Here is a 15545-nt window from a genome sequence, read left to right as displayed (position 1 = left end):
TTGCCAACATTGAATCTTTATAGACAAAACATTTCAACTATTAAAATTCATGTTTTATAATTTTGTTTTCACGCTGATTATATAACAGAATAATTAAATCATTAATTTTTCCATGCTATTTTTATTAAATTCAATTGTATAAGCCTATTTTAAATGTTAAAATAATCATGTTAAGCCTTCATTTTCATTATAAAATATATATTAATAAAGGGGGAAAAATAGTGAAAAAAAAACTTACAGCTTATATTGTATCAATTATGATCATAATAAGCTCTTTCGCAGTTCAAATTCCTGTTTATGCTGCTGATACTTCAGATGGATCAGTAAGCATTACAGTATTTCACACCAACGATATGCACAGTCGTGTACTAGACTCTTTCAAAAACAATGTTCTTACTCAAATTGGCTCCGATTACGTTTCTGCAATAAAAAAAAGTGTACCAAATTCACTTCTTATTGACGCAGGAGATGCAACTCAAGGCCTCCCATTTGCGACCCTCACTAAAGGCGCAGATGTAATAAAATTAATGAATGCGGCTGGATATGACGGTATGGTACTTGGAAATCACGAATTTGATTATGGACAAGACAATACCTTATCTAATGCAAAGCTTGCAAACTTTCCTGTTATTTCAGCAAACACAATCAAAAACGGCAAACCATTCTTAGAAGGAATAAATGGAAATAACGGCTGTGACTTTATAAAAACAGTCAACGGTATAAAGGTTGGCTTCTTTGGAATAACAACACAGGAAACCTCTTATAAAACTAATCCTGCTAATATAACAGGTATTACCTTTGAGGACCCTATTGCTACATCAAAAGCAGAAGTGGCTAAGCTAAAATCAGAGGGTGCTTCTGTAATAATCGCAATAGATCATATTGGAGACGACCCATCAAGTAACCCTACAAGTTCAGATATTGCCAAAAATGTAGATGGAATTAATGTCATAATTGACGGTCATAGTCATACCTTAGAAAATACCGTAGTCAATAATACACTTATTGCTCAAACTGTTTGTTACAGTGCTAATCTAGGCCGACTAGATATCAAGATTTCTCCTGATGGTAAAGTCACTGCTGCCGAAAATATGATATCTGCCGCAGATGCTACTAAATACACTCCAGACAGCAATGTTTCTAATTTAGCTTCTCAAATAAACGAAAAACAAAAACAACTTTTTGCAACTAAAGTAGGGCATATTTCAACTGCTCTTTGGGCCGGTACTGTAAACAATCAATCTATTGCAAGAATAGGAGAAACAAATCTTGGTGATTTAATTGCTGATGCCATGAAAGATAGTACAAAATCACAGGTTCAAGGAACAGCATATGAAAATCTTCCAATTGTTGCACTGGAAAATGGTGGTGGTGTACGTGATTCAATACCAGAAGGCGATATTACAGCTGGTGAGATTTCTACAGTATTACCTTTTGGAAATATACTTTCACTTAAAGAAGTAACACCTGCAATTTTATATGGAGTAATTGAAAATGGTGTTTCTAAAGTTGTGTCTCAGGACCAAACTACCGGCGTTCTTAATGGTGCTGATGGTCGTTTTCCTCAAATATCAGGAATTAGGTTTGAATACGATCCTACAAAGCCTTCACTTAATCGTGTTAACAAAATATACCTTTTAAATGCAGATGGATCAGACAAGCAATTGCTAGACAAAAACGATACCACTACCAAAATAGTACTAGTATCAAATGACTATGAAGTAAGTGGTGGAGATGGCTATACTATGCTTGGAAACCTAAAAAATATAGGTGAAGGTGCATCCTTAGATGGAATAGTCACTAAATACATAAGTGACCTAACGCAAAATGGAAATGGAACCTTCTCTTATCCAATGGTTCAAGGAAGATCAAAGGTTGTATCTAATTACGTTTATAAACCATATACTGCGGCTATAACTTTAGTTGGAAGTGACTCAAAAAATCTAGCAAATGCCTCAGTTCTTTATTCTATTGATAAAGGTACTGTTTATTCTGCAAATACAGATGCAAATGGAGTATTAAAAATAAGCAATATTCCTTCTGGTGCTCATACTGTAAGCATTTTAACCTCTGGTGCAGCAGCCGATGCTTACATTGATGATTTAATCGGTTCTGGTACCGTCTCTCCTGTTTCAGCAGCACTACAGGTATCAAATTCTTATGTTGCAGAAAAAGTTACGGATATAATTAATAAAATCCCTGACAAAGTAACACTGACTGACAAACCTGCTGTTACAATAGCAAGAGCAGCCTACAATTTATTAACTCCTGATCAAAAAACCTTAGTAGCAAATTCCAATAAACTTACAGCAGCAGAAAAAGCAATTAATAATTTAAATCCTGCTCCTGCTTCAAATACCACAGCTCCTGTTTCTGGAAAAAGCAACAGCAATACCTCAAATGCTAAGCCAGCTTCAGCTGCAAAGTTGCCTCAAACAGGTTCACTTGTAGACACCAATCTACTTATTGATTTAGGTATACTATTATTAGCTATAGGCGCCGCTTTGTTTGCTGCTAGTAAAAAAAATACGTTTAAGAGATTGTCTCAAAAATAATAGTCTGTTTCATTAGTAATTACTTCAGCTGCAACTAAAAAAATGTGAAGTAGCAATGCTGAAGGAACAATTTAAAAAAACTCTAATAAATCTTGGTAAAAAAATCGTAAAACTCTTAGATAGTTCAATTGTTTGACCGATAGGGAGTTATTGAACTATCTTAGGGTTTTACGATTTTTTTGACTTAGATTTATAGAATTTTTTTAATGTGACGAAGCATTGCTACTTCGCATTAAATTGCATCAAAAAAGCTTAATTGGTCGCTTTCAGGAAGGCCCCTTAAGCATCCAAACTTTTTGAGTGCCTCTGCTGCAGAATTTCCTATTTTAGCACGTTTCTTCAAATCCTCTATAGAATTTACGGGTTTTTCATGTGCTGCATTATATATACCTTCTGCTGCAACATTTCCCATACCAGATATACTATTTATAGGCGGTCTCAAGCCCTCTTCTTCCACTAAAAACTTTGTAGAATGAGATTTATATAAATCAATAGGAAGAAATTTAAAACCTCTTTCGTACATCTCCAAAACTATTTCTAAATCATCATACATATCTTTATCCTTAGGGCCTGCTTGATTACCCATCATTTGAATTTCCTTCATCTTTTCTTTAACCTTTTCTTTTCCAAATATCATAAACTCTGCATCAAAGGCCTTTGCTCTTATACTAAAGTACGCTGCATAATACGCCTTAGGTATGTGAACCTTGAACCATGCTATTCTAAAGGCCATCATTACATAAGCTGCTGCATGGGCTTTTGGAAACATGTATTTTATCTTTTTACAGGAATCTATATACCATTCCGGTACATTGTGTTCCCTCATTAAAGCTTCATATTCTCCCCATTTTTTTAGGTCTTTGAGCGCCTTTCCCTTACGTACCGTCTCCATTATCTTGAAGGCAGTATTTGGAGGCAAACCTTTTTTGATAAGATAAATCATGATATCATCTCTAGTACAAACTGCCTCACTTAAAGTAACTATGCCCTGATCAATAAGATCCTTAGCATTTCCAAGCCAAACATCGGTACCATGTGAAAGACCTGATATACATAGTAATTCTGAAAAAGTCTTTGGCATTGTATCCACAAGCATTCCACGTACGAACTTAGTTCCAAACTCAGGAATACCAAAGGTTCCCACCTTAGAATTTATCTGTTCTGGTGTTACACCTAGAGCTTCTGTAGATGAAAATAAAGACATTGTCTCCTTGTCATCCAGAGGGATCTTATGAGGATTTACTCCAGTTATATCCTGAAGCATCCTTATAACCGTAGGATCATCGTGACCAAGTATATCAAGCTTAAGTAGATTCTGATCTATAGAGTGATAATCAAAATGTGTTGTTATGATATCTGAATCCGGGTCATCAGCAGGGTGCTGTACAGGGCAAAATTCAAAAATTTCCCTTCCCTTTGGTACAACTATAATTCCGCCTGGATGCTGTCCAGTAGTTCTCTTTATACCGGTACAACCCTTTGCAATCCTTATAGTCTCCGGTTTATTTATAGGAATATTTTTTTCTTCATAATACTTTTTCACATATCCAAAAGCAGTTTTCTCTGCTATAGTACCTATGGTTCCCGCTTTAAAAGTCGTTCCCTTTCCAAAGATAACTTCCGTATACCTATGGGCTTTTGCCTGATATTCTCCCGAAAAGTTTAAATCTATATCTGGCTCCTTATCACCATTGAAACCCAAAAAGGTTTCAAAAGGTATATCCATGCCATCTTTATCAAGCTTTTCACCACAAACCGGGCATACTTTATCTGGTAAATCAAAGCCATTTTTAACTCCATAATCGGTAAAATCCGAATACTTACAGTTAGGACATCTGTAATGAGCTGGCAGTGAATTAACTTCAGTTATACCTGTCATATTTGCCACAAAGGAGGAACCAACTGAACCTCTGGAACCAACAAGATATCCATCCTCATTGGATTTCCAAACCAGCTTTTGAGCTATGATATACATTACAGAGAAACCATTTTTTATAATTGACTCAAGCTCTTTATCTAACCTTTGCTGAACAATTTCTGGCAGTGGATCTCCATACAGCTCATGTGCCCTGCTGTAGGCAATATTCTTAATTGTCTCTTCACAGCCATCTATATGAGGTGGACATTTTTCTGGTGAAATAGGACTAATTTGCTGACACATATCTGATACAAGGTTAGTATTAGTAACCACCACTTCATAAGCTTTTTCCTTTCCTAAATAAGAGAACTCACGAAGCATTTCTTCAGTTGTTCTTAAATATAGTGGAGCTTGATTATCGGCATCCTTAAAGCCCTGACCTGCTTCAAGTATACGTCTGTAGATTTCATCCTCTGGATCCATAAAATGAACATCACCAGTAGCAACTACAGGTTTATTTAATTTTTCTGCCAAAGCTATAATTTTTCTATTAATATCCTTTATGGCTTCTCTATCCGCCACCTGACCATTTCTTATTAAATAATCATCATTTCCTAAAGGTTGAATTTCCAAATAATCATACTCTGCCGCAACTGCTTCAATTTCCTCATCGGATTTTCCAAGAAGTATTGCCTGAAAAAGCTCACCTTCACTGCAGGCACTGCCTAAAATTAACCCTTCAGAATACTTTTTATAAAGACTTCTTAATATACGAGGTCTTTTATAAAAATAATTCAAATGAGAATAGGATACAAGCTTATATAAATTCTTTAAACCTACATAGTCCTTTGCTAGTATTATTGCGTGATAAGTCTTGAGCTTCTTATATTCTTCCTTCTTAGCCGCTTCATCAGAAGCACAGCTATCTATATCATCAAGAGTTTTTGCTCCTCTTTTCTTTAATTCTTCAAGCATTACATTAAATATTTTAACAGTCGTATCCACATCATCTAAAGCTCTATGGGCTACTTCTACCTTTATGCCAAGATTCTTAGCAATTCTCCCCAATTTATAACTTTTATATTGAGGAAATATATCCTGAGCTAAGGATAAGGTATCCAAATACGTGAAATCAAAGTCATAGCCTAATACCTTTGCATTATGCTTTAAGAAGCCCACATCAAAGCTGGCATTATGTGCAACCAAAACACTGCCATCAATAAACTCAAGCATTTTAGGAAAAACCTTATCTATAGTTTCTGCATCCCTCACCATATCATCAGTTATGTTTGTAATCTCAACAACTCTTGAAGGAATAGGTTTTTCAGGATTTACAAAGCAGCTAAAACTATCGAGAACCTTCCCATCCCTGCATTTCATAATTCCTATTTCAGTAATTTTTTCGGTTACTGGTGAAAAACCTGTCGTCTCTAAATCAAGCACACAATAGGTAGTATCAATACTTTGACCTTTAGAATCTGTTACAGATGGTTTTTTATCTGGTGCTAAATACGCTTCTACTCCATATATGATTTTCATATCAGGATTATCTCTTCCAAGTAACTTATGTGCTTCCGGGAACGCCTGAACTACTCCATGGTCTGTTATAGCAATTGACTTCATCCCCCAACTCATAGCCCTTTTAATTAAATCTGTAGCACTATTCATAGCATCCATCTGACTCATCTGCGTATGCATGTGAAGCTCTACTCTCTTCACTTCTGCATTATCCATCCTCTTAGTTCTCCTAATGCCTCCTGTTTCAACTATAACATTAGCAATCATTTCAACTTCTTGTGAAAATTTACTATAGCCAGCAGAACCTAAAAGCCTAACACCTTTAGCTTTTTTAAGTCTAGATAATACTTCACCATCCTCACCGGGCTTTAAGAAAGACTTACAGGTCATAGAACTTGAACCGTCATACAAATCAAAAGAAACCAGAGTCTTTCCACTTTTTAATTCCTTAGCTTCTATATTAGATATTTCACCTTCTATGGATATTCTTCCCTCATCCGGCGTAATATCTGTAATTTTTATTACATTTTCTTTGATTCTAGAACTTCTACCTAATATTAAAGATGGATCTGTCTTCTTACCCTCTCCATCTTCTTTTGTTTCTTCCTTTCCAAATGAAGCTTCCTTATGTACTCTAGGAGCATTACTGCTTAAAGACTCCTGAATTTTCTTTGAAATGGCAAGCATCTCCTGTTCACGCTCTTCCTGTTGAAGCATTAATTCCTCACTGCTTACTTTATCAACAAAGTTTATATTATATGTAGTGCCATAAAGAGCTTTTATAGCTTTATAAAGCTCTCTATCATAATTCATAGCCTTTAAAAAACCAGACACAGCAACTTTAAAATTAAAATTTATAGTATTCTGATCTACTTTATATTCGCTGTTATTTACTATCGTTTTTAAAACAGGATGTCTGTCTGCCATTAAAAGTACAATATTATTAAGTTCTTCTTCTATAGGTTTTTTGTCCGTCCCATCAGCATACTTTACAGCAATTATAGAATCATTTAAAGCAAATCTTTGTCTTATAAAGCTATTAAGTTTTTCAAACTCTCGCACTTCTATATATTTATCTGAGCTAATTTCCATCTCTAACCGTTTGCTTTTTTTCTTTAAAACTACCGATTCTACAAAAGCAGTATTTATATTGCCGCTTGCTCCATAGTCACTAAAAATTTCATTTATTCTTTTCATGGCATCCTTTACCTCTCTCTAAAATTTTTAGTCCTTTACTATTATATACTATGAAATTTTTTCTGAAAATACTCGTATTAAAATTCTTCTTGTATAATACTATTATATATTTAAAATAAACTTCTCTATTCCAAGTGCTATTCCATCATTTTGCACAGTATCTGTGATTTCTTCAGCATAATTCTTAACAGAAGCATGAGCATTTCCCATAGCTATTCCACAGCCTACTGTTGACAGCATTTCTATATCATTTTTCCCATCGCCAAAAGCATAACTATTTTCTAAAGGAATATTTAAAAAATCCAATACCTTTAATATTCCAGAAGCTTTAGTATTAGCCCTTGAATATAATTCAAAATAACCGGTTTTTGTATCACAAATATAATCATAACCATCATCCTTTAAGGATAAACAGTAATCTATGCCCTTTTTATCACTGCACAATAATTCAATTTTATATACATCTACTTCTTCTGGCTTATACTTACCCTTTAAATATTTTTCAGGTATCTTATATGCATCATATACAGAACGCAGCTTTTTATATTCATCTTTAATATAAGAATATGTCTCCCCCTGAAGCATGTACTGAATATTGAGCCTGTTAAACTTATCAACTAAATCCTTAATACAACTTTTATTAATAGATTTTTTATATATGCATTTATCTCTAACTTGTACATATGCACCATTAGTAAGCACAAAGCCATCAAAGCCAAAATTAAGAAGATTATCATTTAAAAAAGCATATGGTCTGCCTGTTGCAACAAAAACATAATTTCCTTCTGCCTGTAATTTACGTATAGACTTTTTCACTCTAGGCGTAATATCCGTTATTCCATTTAAACAATCTATTAAGGTTCCATCAACATCAAAAAATACAGCTTTTTTCATAATTCTCTCTCCTACAATTCATTATCATTCAGTATCATTTTATTTTATTTATTATCGCTTGTCAATTAATTCAATTGCATTTTACAATTATAATTGATAAAATAAGAACAAATGAGAATAAGGCGGAGGAAATTATGTTTATTGAAGAAAGACACAAACATATCTTAGATTTACTTGAAAGAGACGGAAAAGTATTGGTAAAAGACCTAAGCACACAATTTAATGTAAGTGAAAGTATGATTAGAAAGGATCTTCAGGTTTTAGAAAAAAACAATTTACTTCAGCGTACCTACGGAGGGGCAATTAACATAAAACGCAGTATAGCAAGTGCTGAAACTTTATTTAAGCGAGTTGAAAAGGACACCGATTTAAAGCAAATAATTGCTAAAAAAGTTTATAACTTAATTAACGACAACGATACAATTTTTTTGGATGCATCTAGTATTTCTTACTTCCTTATAAAATTGCTTATAGAAAACAATAAAAATATCACTTTAATAACAAATATGGTTGAAGTATCATCTCTGCTTCACCTAGATCTAAAAATGAAGGTTATTTTTATAGGTGGTGACTACAACAAGCTTGTAGGTGGAAATATAGGATTTCATTCCATTGAACAAATTAAACTTTATAGCTGCAACAAAGCTTTTATTGGCTGCAGTGGAATAAACCTTACAAACGGAAATGTTAGTTCTGGCATGTCAGAGGATGCTGGCACTAAAAGAGCAATCATGAGTATATCTAAAGAAGCATATCTTATGGCAACAAATGAGAGATTTAATTTGGATGGAATTTTTAACTTTTCAAATATATCAGATTTTCACAGTATAATTACAGAAGCCAATCCAAATGATGCTGTATTGACTTTGCTTGAACAGTACAATATAAATTTAATATAAAAATCTGCATGAATTGATTTACTCAAATTCCTGCAGACTATTTAAAAGTACTAAAGCAAATACAAATACCCACAATTGTAAAGCACCTATATTAATTCTTTCAACAACCCCAAAAATAGGAATATTATTTGATATGACAATACCGGATGATATTCCAGAAATAACAATAACTATACAAGTAACTATAGAATAGCCTGAGAATTTTTTATAGCCATTGAGCTTCCTAAAGCCCACACCAGCAAACACAAGCATTAAAATAATCGTGATAACAACTAATGCAGTTACAGCTAAATGCATAAAACCTGTAAACGTGAGAGTGGTACCTGGCATGTCCTCCGGGAAAAATGAATATGAAAAAGTAATTAATGTCTCCGCTAAAAAAAATACCATAGAAATAGTTACAGCCTTTATCTTAAATCTCCTCAAATAAATAAATGCGCTTATTGCAAATATAAATCCAAATATCTGTGACAAACTTCCAAAGGTATTTAACATTCCTAGATTAGGTGCACCCTTTGCAGATAAATCACTTATTGGCTGCTTTATTTGACTATATCCCTTCCGCAGCATTCCTCCAATAATAACATATAACACATATATTACTGGTGAAATAATTCCAGCTACAAATAGCTTTTTTCTCATAGTATACCCTTCTTTCCATTAAACTATTTTTTTAAATATTCGCATATGAAGCTAACATGTTTAAACATTTTTCTAATTACAGGTGCTGTATCCTCTTCATTATTTACAGCGTGAGCATACTCAAAGGTTATAGCCAAAAGAGTGTAGTTATATTCTCTTGATACCCAATCTACATCAACATTTCTTATTAATTTTTTTCTTTTCATAATTCTTAAAACCTTTGCTGCAAACCTTGATGGCTCATCAATTAAATTTTCTAGCATTAATTGTTTTGCCTTTTCATTTCTAAATTGTTCTGTGTATACTATTCTCGCAACAGTGTCCAAAGTACCGTTCAAGGATTTTCCAAAGTTTATAATAAGCTGTTTAAAAACATCTTCAACGGACATATAATCGAGCATATTTTCAATTTCTTCCTCACTAGGTCTATACACTGTTAATTTTTCTGCAAAATAATCAAGCAAGCTGCTAAGAATTTCTTCTTTGTTTTTATAATGATTATATATGGAGCTTTCTTTTATCCCTACTTCTTTAGCTATTTCTCTCATAGATACCCCATAATATCCTTCTTTAGCAAAGAGCCTTGCTGAAGCCTCAAATATTTTTTGTTTTGTATTTCTTTTTGATTCATTGCCCTGCATATTTTCGCCGCCCTACTATCTATCGTTAGTTTATACTGTATATAATACTATCATTTGTTAGCATAGTCAATTTCTTTTTCTTACTTTGCCATAAAAAAAGAAAATCCCCACCTCTTAGAGATTTCCTTATTTTATTAATTGCCTGCACTTTAACATTCTTTAAAGCACATTCTATTAGTTAAATTTATATAATTCTCAGACAGCTCAATGCCTGCAGAAAAACAGTCATCATTAAAAATTGTATAACCTTTTATATTATCATAAAGTTCTACTTTTAAATTTCCATGAAGAGTTTCATTCGCTATAGGACGCATACTTCCTTTACTAGGTGCATATAAGCTCATAAAATCTTGCTTTTTATAAAAACCTTCAATTTTAAGAGAATATTTTTTATTATAAGCCTTTAAAATAACCTCTTCATCTTCACATTTAACTGACAAACTGCTTTTATTTATGCTTGTAAACTTATAAAACCTTCCCTTTGCATATATGCCTATCAGAAAGCCTGTAAAACTTTTAAATGGAAACGGAAGTGGAACTTGCCCTATGGAACATGTAACTGCACCTTCTCCTCCTGCAAAGGAATTTCCCTGAACCCATATATATGAATATGGAAAAGCCTTACCCCAGTTTTTTTCTATATACAACTTTCCTCCAGTAAAATCAATAATTTCACCATTAATATATAATTTTCCTCTTATAAAACCATCAACAGCACAAACCTGGCTATAGCACTGCATAAACTCCAAATAATTATAGAACCCCATGCTACCTGGATTAATCCGACTATCTGGCCATTTTATTATATTATCAAAATGCAATGTTCCAGATATATTTTCATTCTGCTGATTAATATTTAAATCTATTTGACTGATAGAAAAAAAGTTCTCTCCTACACTTAGGTTGAATTCGGAGTAACTTGCTTTAAATTCATCTTTTTTGAATTTTATATATTTAAACTTGTTCTCATTTCCTTTAAGTACTTGAATAAAACTGTGTGAATATCCTTTTTCACTTGAAATAAATATCCCTGGTATAAAACAATATGTACGGCCTGTAAGGGGCTGCACAAGTTTAAAGTACCACCCCTCAAAAAAATTCGATTTTCTATTTTCTCCATGATAAACGTCAGGATTTCTAATAAGATTGATCACAAAAACACCTCATTTGTACTTCTAGTAAAGATAAATCACCTTGAAACTTGAAATTTATTTGTATCAAAATGCCGTCTTCTTAGCATTTTCGTGCACATGAATTTCAATAGTTGAAGCCGTTTATCTCTAATATGTAATATTATTTAATACAAAAGGTGTTATTATGCATTTTTATTGCAGATATATAGAAAACTTATTTTAAAACCTCAATTCGTATAATTTCTATGGCTTTATCTACTTCACCGCTGCGTATTTTTAAATCACACATTTAATTCTTTCATTCCCTTACTTTACAGTTCCATTTGGATTGCTGCTATTGGCTATAGGCTTATATTTAATTAAATCTATTTTTTAATATGTTCGTCTCCCCATTTACTCATGAGCTCAAGAATTGGTATTAATGTCATTCCCTCTTCAGTTAATGAATATTCAACTTTAGGTGGAATTTCATTGTATTGTTCTCTGTGAATTAAATTGCTAATTTCAAGTTCTTTTAGTTGTACACTTAATGTCTTATGGGCAATAGGCTCTAAACTATCCTTTAACTTATTATATCTTATTACCTTAGCTTTATATATTTTCCATAATATAATCCATTTCCATTTTCCCTCAACTATAGATAATGTATATCGCATTCCACAGGCTCCATATTTATCTTCAAAGCTATTCATAAATCCTGCTCCTTTACTTACCTTTGGGTTAGAATATAACAAATAAGTGCATACTTATTTATTTTTTTATTATGATATATAATCATAGCATAAAATGAATTAAGCATACAAATGGAGGTATAATTAATGAAGGTAATAGCAATTAACGGAAGTCCAAGAAAAAATAAAAATACAGCCACTCTTCTTACTAAAGCACTTGAAGGAGCAGCTTCATGTGGTGCCGAGACAGAGCTTATTCATCTTTATGCACAAAATTATAAAGGTTGTGTAAGCTGTTTTGCTTGTAAATTAAAAGATAGCAAAAGTTACGGTAAATGTGCCTTAAAGGATGACTTGGCACCTATTCTTGAAAAAGTCTCAAATGCTGATGCAATTATTTTAGGCTCTCCAATATATTTCCATTCAATTACTAGCGGTATGAAAGCTTTTTTAGAAAGACTCATATTTCAATATTTAGTTTATGACACAAATCATTCAAGCCTTTTTCAAAGGAAAATACCAGTTGGGTTCATTTATACAATGAATGTAAGCAACGAGCAGTTTAAAGCTAAATATGAAAATAATCTTAAATCTATGCAAATGTATATAGAAAAAACCTTTGGATCTTTTGAATCCTTAATTGTAAATGATACGTACCAATTTGATAATTACTCAAAATATGTCGCTCCTTTATTTGATGAAAAGAAAAAGAGAAAAGTAAAAGAAGAACAATTTCCAAAGGACTGTCAAAATGCATTTGATATGGGAATGCGGTTTGCTAAACAAGCTAGTATATCTGCTATATAGTCATTTTATTATCCAACTTAGATAAATTTATTCTTATTGCAAACAAAGTTTCCTGCAAATTGAATAAGCCATTTCACGTACTTTATTATTTTCATTATCACATGCATCTATAATAAGTGGTTTATAACTTTCCTTATAATTATTACGCATATAGCACAATACATTTACCTTCCATTTCCAAAGCTCTTCTGACGATAAATAGAAAAATTTAGGTTGTATTCTCTCACGATAGAAATCTTCTTCCATTTTCAAAATGCTTTCTGGGGTCAGCAAAGAAGATAATTCCGGAAGGCCAGGGAATTCTATTTCCTCCTTCCACTTTCCTTTGTTCATAGGGCATACATCTTGACAAATGTCACATCCATAAATACAGTTTCCAAATGTTTTACTCAATGTTTCCTGTGGCAAGTTACTCACGCCAAAGGTTGTTAAAAAGGAAATACATTCTGTTGGTGACATGGTATATGGAGCAGAAAGGGACTTCGTAGGGCATGAGGTCATACAGCGATTACAAGCTTTTGGACATTGCACAACATTATTTGTTTCCTTTAACTCCATTTCTCTGTCAGTTACCCAGGCTTCAAGTTGAACCCATGAACCAGATTCTGTGTATAAAAAATTATTTCTACGAATAATGCCAATTCCAGCTTTCATGGCTGCCCAACGCATCCCAACTACTCCAAACTTTTGATTTGTCTCTACCTTTAAACCAAGTTCCTGCATATACTTTTCTAATGCACGATTACTCTGATATTGTTTTGTATTTTTATCGACACGTGTATCAAATAAATATGCCTTAGCTATATGTCCATTTAATTCTTCTGGAACCTTGTACTTTCCATATGCTACTGAAAGCACTACCACAGATTTTGCCCATGGATATATCTTCTTAGGATTAGCTAAACGCTGCTGACTCTGATAAAACATCTTTAATCTTGGGATTTTTTCAATACGTTCATTAAATTTTTCAGCATACTCATCCATTAAATCAATAGAAATAATACCACATTTTTCATAACCAAGTTTGTAGGCCTTTTTTTGAATCATTTGAGCAATTACATCCATAATGAAGTCCTCCTTAATAAATTTATGGATAGACAACATGAAAGTTTGAAATGACTAACACTAAGTTTATCCCCAAAAACTAATATTTTACTTAGAGTACAGAGTACAATTGACAGAGTACAGTGAAGGATGATTTTTCTTCGCTATCGCTTTGAAAAATCTAAAACTTAATGCTCGCGCATGGCTTAAAGTATAATATTCAGCGCAGCTGATACTAAATAAGTTTTAAAATTTATCTGAGAGAAACGAAAGGTAAATTTACCTTCACTGTGATCTGTACTCTGTCAGTTGTGCTCTGAGTCAAACCATAATTTAACATCATAATTTGGTATTGTGAATTTAAATCTCTAATGTTATTTATCTTTAGTATTACAGCAAGCTTTATTCTCTTTCAACTACTAGTGCTGTTCCTTGACCTCCACCAATACATAATGTAGCTAATCCTTTTTTTGCATTTCTTTTTTTCATAGCATATAGCAAGGTTACAAGAATACGTGCGCCAGATGCACCTATAGGATGTCCAAGAGCTATAGCCCCACCATTTACATTCACTTTATTCATATCTAAATTTAAATCTCTAGTTATTGCTATACTTTGAGAAGCATATGCTTCATTAGCTTCAATTAAATCTAAATCTTCTGGTTTCAAATTAATTTTATCTAAAGCAGCTTTAGTTGCGTAAAATGCGCCATATCCCATTATTGTAGGATCTAGTCCAGCTGATCCATAAGAGCTTATTTTTGCAAGTGGTTTTATTCCTAGAGCTTTAGCTTTGTCTGCACTCATTATCACTAAAGCCGCTGCTCCATCATTTAACCCAGATGCATTTCCAGCTGTAACTGTTCCATTTTCTTTAAAAATAGGCTTAAGTTTTCTTAATGCTTCTATGGTATTTCCAAACCTAGGGAACTCATCTTGTTCAAATACTATCTCACCTTTTTTTGTTTTTACTACTACAGGAACAATTTCATCTTTAAATTCTCCATTTTTAATAGCTCTTTCAGCCTTTTGCTGTGATAAAAGTGAAAATTCATCTTGCTCCTCTCTTGTTACCTTCCATTTTTCTGCAACATTTTCTGCAGTTATACCCATATGATAATCATTAAAGGCATCCCATAAACCATCTTTTATCATTTCATCAACCAGCTCGCCGTTACCCATTCTCTGTCCCCATCTTGCATTACTTACCAAAAATGGCGCACTAGACATATTTTCCATACCACCTACTACAATGGTGTCTGCATCCCCAGCTTTTATTATTTGCGCTGCTAGACTTACAGCTCTTAGCCCTGAGCCACAAACCTTATTAATTGTAAATGCAGGTATTTCTACAGGTAATCCAGCTTTTACAGCTGCTTGCCTTGCTGGATTTTGTCCTAAGCCTGCTTGAAGTACATTTCCAAAAATAACTTCATTAATTTCTTCTGGATTTATATTTGCTCTTTTGACAGCTTCTTTTATTACTATAGCTCCTAATTCTGTTGCAGGTACATCCTTTAAAGTTTTACCATAAGCTCCTATTGCAGTTCTTACTCCACTTACTATTACTACATCTCTCATATCTATATTCCTCCTAAAATTATGATTTTTCTCTTTTAAACAGACTAGTCTGTCCATATTATTTAAAAATTTATATGCTGAATATGTTGTTGAACTTTTCCAGCA

The 15545-nt window shown here is 33.0% G+C and carries 11 protein-coding genes; 3 read left to right on the top strand and 8 right to left on the bottom strand.

Annotation, left to right across the window (positions count from 1 at the left end):
* Positions 1-221 precede the first annotated feature (221 nt).
* Positions 222-2555, top strand: a complete 2334-nt coding sequence (locus tag ACJDT4_RS10775; RefSeq protein WP_406787573.1) for a bifunctional metallophosphatase/5'-nucleotidase — start codon at positions 222-224, stop codon at positions 2553-2555.
* Between the two features lie 232 nt (positions 2556-2787).
* Here the strand turns inward: ACJDT4_RS10775 and polC are convergent, their stop codons facing one another.
* Both polC and ACJDT4_RS10765 read right to left on the bottom strand, forming a co-directional pair.
* Positions 2788-7128: a DNA polymerase III subunit alpha gene (gene polC / locus ACJDT4_RS10770; protein ID WP_406787572.1), complete on the bottom strand. Its 4341-nt coding sequence runs from the start codon at positions 7126-7128 to the stop codon at positions 2788-2790.
* Positions 7129-7230: 102 nt separating this feature from the next.
* On the bottom strand, positions 7231-8022 hold the full coding sequence (locus tag ACJDT4_RS10765) for an HAD family hydrolase (RefSeq protein WP_406787571.1): 792 nt from the start codon (positions 8020-8022) through the stop codon (positions 7231-7233).
* Positions 8023-8156: 134 nt separating this feature from the next.
* Here ACJDT4_RS10765 and ACJDT4_RS10760 point away from each other — a divergent pair, with 134 nt between their 5' ends.
* Complete coding sequence (locus ACJDT4_RS10760; protein ID WP_406787570.1) at positions 8157-8921, top strand: DeoR/GlpR family DNA-binding transcription regulator; 765 nt, start codon at positions 8157-8159, stop codon at positions 8919-8921.
* An 18-nt stretch (positions 8922-8939) separates the two neighbouring features.
* On the opposite strand, the gene ACJDT4_RS10755 is transcribed toward ACJDT4_RS10760, so the two are convergent.
* From ACJDT4_RS10755 to ACJDT4_RS10740, 4 genes are all read right to left on the bottom strand, one after another.
* A complete protein-coding gene (locus tag ACJDT4_RS10755; RefSeq protein ID WP_406787569.1) occupies positions 8940-9563 on the bottom strand; it encodes a DUF998 domain-containing protein in 624 nt (207 codons plus the stop codon).
* Between the two features lie 23 nt (positions 9564-9586).
* Complete coding sequence (locus ACJDT4_RS10750) at positions 9587-10204, bottom strand: TetR/AcrR family transcriptional regulator (protein WP_406787568.1); 618 nt, start codon at positions 10202-10204, stop codon at positions 9587-9589.
* A 149-nt stretch (positions 10205-10353) separates the two neighbouring features.
* Complete coding sequence (locus tag ACJDT4_RS10745) at positions 10354-11358, bottom strand: tocopherol cyclase family protein (protein ID WP_406787567.1); 1005 nt, start codon at positions 11356-11358, stop codon at positions 10354-10356.
* A gap of 344 nt (positions 11359-11702) precedes the next feature.
* On the bottom strand, positions 11703-12029 hold the full coding sequence (locus ACJDT4_RS10740; RefSeq protein WP_406787566.1) for a winged helix-turn-helix transcriptional regulator: 327 nt from the start codon (positions 12027-12029) through the stop codon (positions 11703-11705).
* A 126-nt stretch (positions 12030-12155) separates the two neighbouring features.
* Here ACJDT4_RS10740 and ACJDT4_RS10735 point away from each other — a divergent pair, with 126 nt between their 5' ends.
* Positions 12156-12815 carry a flavodoxin family protein gene (locus ACJDT4_RS10735; RefSeq protein WP_406787565.1) on the top strand — a complete coding sequence of 220 codons (660 nt, stop codon included), beginning with the start codon at positions 12156-12158 and terminating at the stop codon, positions 12813-12815.
* A 33-nt stretch (positions 12816-12848) separates the two neighbouring features.
* On the opposite strand, the gene ACJDT4_RS10730 is transcribed toward ACJDT4_RS10735, so the two are convergent.
* Both ACJDT4_RS10730 and ACJDT4_RS10725 read right to left on the bottom strand, forming a co-directional pair.
* A complete protein-coding gene (locus tag ACJDT4_RS10730; protein ID WP_406787564.1) occupies positions 12849-13880 on the bottom strand; it encodes an epoxyqueuosine reductase in 1032 nt (343 codons plus the stop codon).
* A gap of 381 nt (positions 13881-14261) precedes the next feature.
* Positions 14262-15440: an acetyl-CoA C-acetyltransferase gene (locus ACJDT4_RS10725; RefSeq protein ID WP_406787563.1), complete on the bottom strand. Its 1179-nt coding sequence runs from the start codon at positions 15438-15440 to the stop codon at positions 14262-14264.
* Positions 15441-15545 lie beyond the last annotated feature (105 nt).

Source organism: Clostridium neuense, from assembly GCF_045310695.1.
GTDB classification, from domain to species: Bacteria; Bacillota; Clostridia; order Clostridiales; family Clostridiaceae; genus Clostridium_S; species Clostridium_S neuense.
The sequence above is the reverse complement of the archived record's forward strand: the minus strand, read 5'-3'. Positions and strand labels throughout refer to the sequence as shown.